The following is a 3842-nucleotide window of genomic DNA, read 5'->3' as shown; positions in this document are numbered from 1 at the left end:
GCCGCGTGGACCACCGTCCGCCGATGCTCCTCCGCCCCCGCGCGGGCCGACCGGACCCTTCACACCAGACCCAGCAGCGCTCTCGCCGCCGCCGCTGCTGCTACCCAGTGACTTTCCACCACCTTGTGCGCCGCTCGCACCGGCCTTGCCGAGTGCTCCAACTGCCGAGCCACTGCCCCGAAGAACCGCGCCAGCCATACCCAGACCACCGGCCATCGCACCGGCAGCTCCACCTAGCATCGGCGCAGCACCACCACCGCCAGCCTGAGCAACAGCGGGAACAACAGCACGCACAAGCGCCGGAGCCGAGAACCCTGCGATACCGATCATCAAGGCGTTAATAATCACCTGTGTGCCGCTAATATCCTCGGTTCCCGACACATTCCACAGCACCACCGAATACAGCAGTGCCGAAACAGGCTTGAACGCGATAATCGAGATCAGGAACGCAACCAGGTGATTAAGTCCCTGTCGACCTGCGCTGGAGAACGATAGAGCAGCGAACAATGGAGTAAGCCCTGCCGCGATGGGGGCAAGAAGCACGCGAGTCACCAACGCAAGCATCTGCACCAGAGAGCCGGCAAGTACGACAAAACTCAAAATGAGAGTGAGAATCGGACCATAGACCTCGTCTTCGATACCACCGAGATTAATCAGTGTCTCTGTACTGCCGAACTGCTCCATGATCGCGTCCGCGAGGGCGTCGCTGGCCACCATCGCCCCCGGCACCATGGCAGGCACCGCGATACTGAAAATCAGCCAACGCAACATGTTGTCGTTGAGTTCACTCACCCCCTCCTGCAATCCAACCCGCCGCGAAGAAGCGATCCTCCACCCGCCGTAGATAAAGCTTGCGATCAGAGCAAACCCAGACACACCCATGACGATGTTCTTCACACCTTGCGTGTTCGCCGACACATCGACGCTGGTTGTCGAGAAATTCATCCAGAACGTCATAGTGGCCGCCAGCGCTTCGGTATTGCCCTCCATCACCGACTTCACAAACTTGCCAATAGGATCACCCCAGAACGGAGAGTTGTTCACGGCTTCAATTCCAGCGTTTACTGGCGAGACTGCCCAGCAGAGAGCGCTTTTGAGATTATCGCCCCTCCGCTGCCAAAAACCACGGTTCTCGGATATTTCCTTCTCTATTTCCTTCCACCGCTCGGAGTGTTTCTCCTTGATCTTTTCAACGCCCTCATCCTTGACACCAATGGTCATTCCGGTGGCAGAAACAACCGCGTCGTTGTACTCGTCCTGCGAGATCGTGCCCTCATCCAGCAGGTCTTGAAGGATGCCGGTGGCGTCGGTTGCTGCAACACACTCTTCCTGACCGCGTTGCATCCAATTCTTATCTTCTGTATTTTCGTCCTGGGCCATGGCGGGCACTGCTGCACTGAGCATCAGCACAACCATCGCGAACGCAACCGCCACAACTCTGTGAACCCATGAATTCATGTCTCGTTGACTCACTCGTACCGCACCTCCTTGAAAGGTGCGGGGTTCTCAGGGTCAAACGTCCCGCCTTTGTCGAACCGCGTGCCAGCGGTCCCGGTCACATCCGGTACCCATTTACCGTCTTTCCAGTAGATCGGAATAGTCGTGGAAATGGCTTCGCCACCCGAGACAGTGAAGTCCATGCCGATTTCTACGACCACAACGTCCTCGGAACATTCAACGACGTTATAGAATCCGGCAGGCGGTGCTAGATCCACGCGGCGGCTGGAGCGGTCGTAGTCTGCCGCAGCCGACTTCTTCTTCTGAAGTGGCTCATAGGTAGACCACCACGCATCATCAACTGCATCTCCTACCTCATCTCCGCCACCAGGTGCGCCATAGGCGGACGCATTAAGGGCCAGCATCACCGCGCCTTGGGGCGAATGTGCGAACCCTGCGGGCACCCCATTTTCCATTCGGGACGGCCCTGCTTCGTTGTTCACTGCAAGGTAACGTCCGTAGACGTATTGCTGCTGCGTCTCTCCGGCCAGCGTTACATTTCCCTCGGCGCATTGCTCGAAGCCGCCGTCCACTAGCTCACTTTTTGGCGGCAGATCTCCCTCAAAATTCACCGGTGTCCATACTGGTCGCTGGTAGAGGTAATCAACCGACCACTCCCCCGGCTCGCTATGCGCCGAATCGTCAAACATGCCGAACGGGTCTGGCCAGCTGCGCTGGTCAACTCCGATGCGTGCACCCGGGGTAACGTCTTCTTCTCTGTTTTGTTCGTTTCGGGTTGAGGGTGCAGCCGTTGTTGTGCTGGATGTTTCTTGTGCCTGTTGCTGTTCTTCTTCGTTCTTGCTGCACCCGGCGAGTGTGAGCGCTGCGCTTACGGCGAGAGCAACGACTGCTCTGGTGCGAGTGTGTTTCGTCATGGTTTAGGCCTCCTCTGGGCCGAAGAGAGTGAACTCTGCGGCAAGGTCTTCTTCGGTGATCTCCGTCAGATCTGGCGCTTGCTCTTGGTTCGGGAGCACAACGCGCCAGTCCCCGGAGTTGCGGGACAGCTGCACGGGCAACGTGGCGATCATTCCGTTGGTGTATTCGGCTGCAAGAGAGACAACAGCAGCGTTGTCGCTGTAGTCGTTCACTTTGAATCCCCGGAACTTCGGCGGGTTTTCAATGCGTTCATCGCTGACACTCATCAAAGCGCGGGCTTGAGACCACTGGTTGCGGCCCTCGCCTGGTTCGACAAGCGTTTTGGGTACTTCCGGCCACAATTCGTCATCTGCGCCGGACAGGAATACCTGGGTGGTAATTGCTGCTACGACCGCCCCTTGGGGCGATGCCTCGAACCCCGACGGCACCGGGCCGTTTTCATGCGGTCCTGCGGTGTCGCTGACGGGATACGACAAGCCTGCTGGCCCCTCCACCCACACGGTGTTTGCCGGCGCTGATTTCACATCGACGGCCACCTCGCTGTGTTCTGATTCCCCTGATCTGTCATCTGACGAGCATGCCGCGAGCGACGTCGCGGTCGCGCCGATCATCAAGGCCGCAATGGCCTGGGCCAAGCGGTTCATCATCATCGTTTTGATTGCCTTTCAATTTGTCCGAGCTAGGAGATCATCCAGGTTGCTAGCGGCTTCGCTCCGGAGATCACCATGACGCCCAGTGCGATCTCTAGTCCCCGCACATAGGGAGACGTCGTTCTGACTTCACCCCGGTCTTTATCCAGTGCTAGGAGGGTGCCAAAGGCGATCACCGCGATCACCGATAGACCGAGCGTGATGTACATCATCAGGTTCAGCCACGACCACACTTCCGACATCACTGCATCTGGTGGCATCCATGTGCTCGTTGGGGGCTGCTGCGCCATCCAACGGGTCATAGCATCGCCGCGACAATCGCACCGGCACCGCCGATGATCATCGAGCCAAAGCCAATTCGCAGACCCATCGACGTGGCTTCTTCGCTAGTTCCCTGCTGGCGGGAAAGCACCATCGAGGCACCGGCGACGATCACGCCAATGATGGCCACGCCGATGCCGATGTACATGGCCAGATTCAGCAGACGATCAAATTTCTGGGCAAACTCCGTGGGTGCCTGCGGTTGGATGTTCTGACCGGGGGTTTGGGCCAGGATCATGTACGCCTTCTGGGTTGCCATTGCTGTGATGCTCATTGTTCTTCCTGTTCTTTGAAAGTGGTGTATGCCTTGTTGAAAATGCTCCGACCGATGGCCGCGAGCGATTCTGGAACTTCCTCGGTCACGGGCTGCTTTTTGCTTCGCGTTCGGCGGCGGGAGCCTTCTTCGGCGGACTTCGACGGTTCCCACACTGCAAGGTCATAGAGGTCGGCGGTCCGCAGGCCTGCGACGTAGGGCACGCGCCAGATCGTTGTCAGCTC

General features: G+C 58.3%; 5 protein-coding genes and 1 pseudogene. All 6 read right to left on the bottom strand.

The genetic code is table 11. The features are described from left to right. A partial coding sequence (locus tag KBX18_RS11660) for a hypothetical protein (RefSeq protein WP_255996263.1) occupies window positions 1-1473 on the bottom strand: 1473 nt, incomplete at its 3' end. Beyond that, the gene (locus KBX18_RS11655) at window positions 1470-2372 is read right to left on the bottom strand and encodes a hypothetical protein (RefSeq protein ID WP_255996262.1); all 903 of its coding nucleotides are present in this window, start codon (window positions 2370-2372) and stop codon (window positions 1470-1472) included. The genes KBX18_RS11660 and KBX18_RS11655, both read right to left, overlap by 4 nt. Window positions 2373-2375: 3 nt before the next feature. Further along, the gene (locus KBX18_RS11650) at window positions 2376-3023 is read right to left on the bottom strand and encodes a hypothetical protein (protein ID WP_255996261.1); all 648 of its coding nucleotides are present in this window, start codon (window positions 3021-3023) and stop codon (window positions 2376-2378) included. A gap of 29 nt (window positions 3024-3052) precedes the next feature. Next, the gene (locus tag KBX18_RS11645; protein ID WP_255996260.1) at window positions 3053-3283 is read right to left on the bottom strand and encodes a hypothetical protein; all 231 of its coding nucleotides are present in this window, start codon (window positions 3281-3283) and stop codon (window positions 3053-3055) included. Between the two features lie 38 nt (window positions 3284-3321). Then, complete coding sequence (locus KBX18_RS11640; RefSeq protein WP_255996259.1) at window positions 3322-3618, bottom strand: hypothetical protein; 297 nt, start codon at window positions 3616-3618, stop codon at window positions 3322-3324. Next, window positions 3615-3842: pseudogene (locus KBX18_RS11635) on the bottom strand (hypothetical protein); the annotation flags it as partial. The gene KBX18_RS11640 and the pseudogene KBX18_RS11635, both read right to left, overlap by 4 nt.

The sequence above is a fragment of the Corynebacterium sp. CCUG 69979 genome, assembly GCF_024454095.1.
Classification (GTDB): Bacteria; Actinomycetota; Actinomycetes; order Mycobacteriales; family Mycobacteriaceae; genus Corynebacterium; species Corynebacterium genitalium.
Note: the sequence above shows the minus strand (reverse complement) of the source record. Positions and strands in the feature narration are given on the sequence as shown.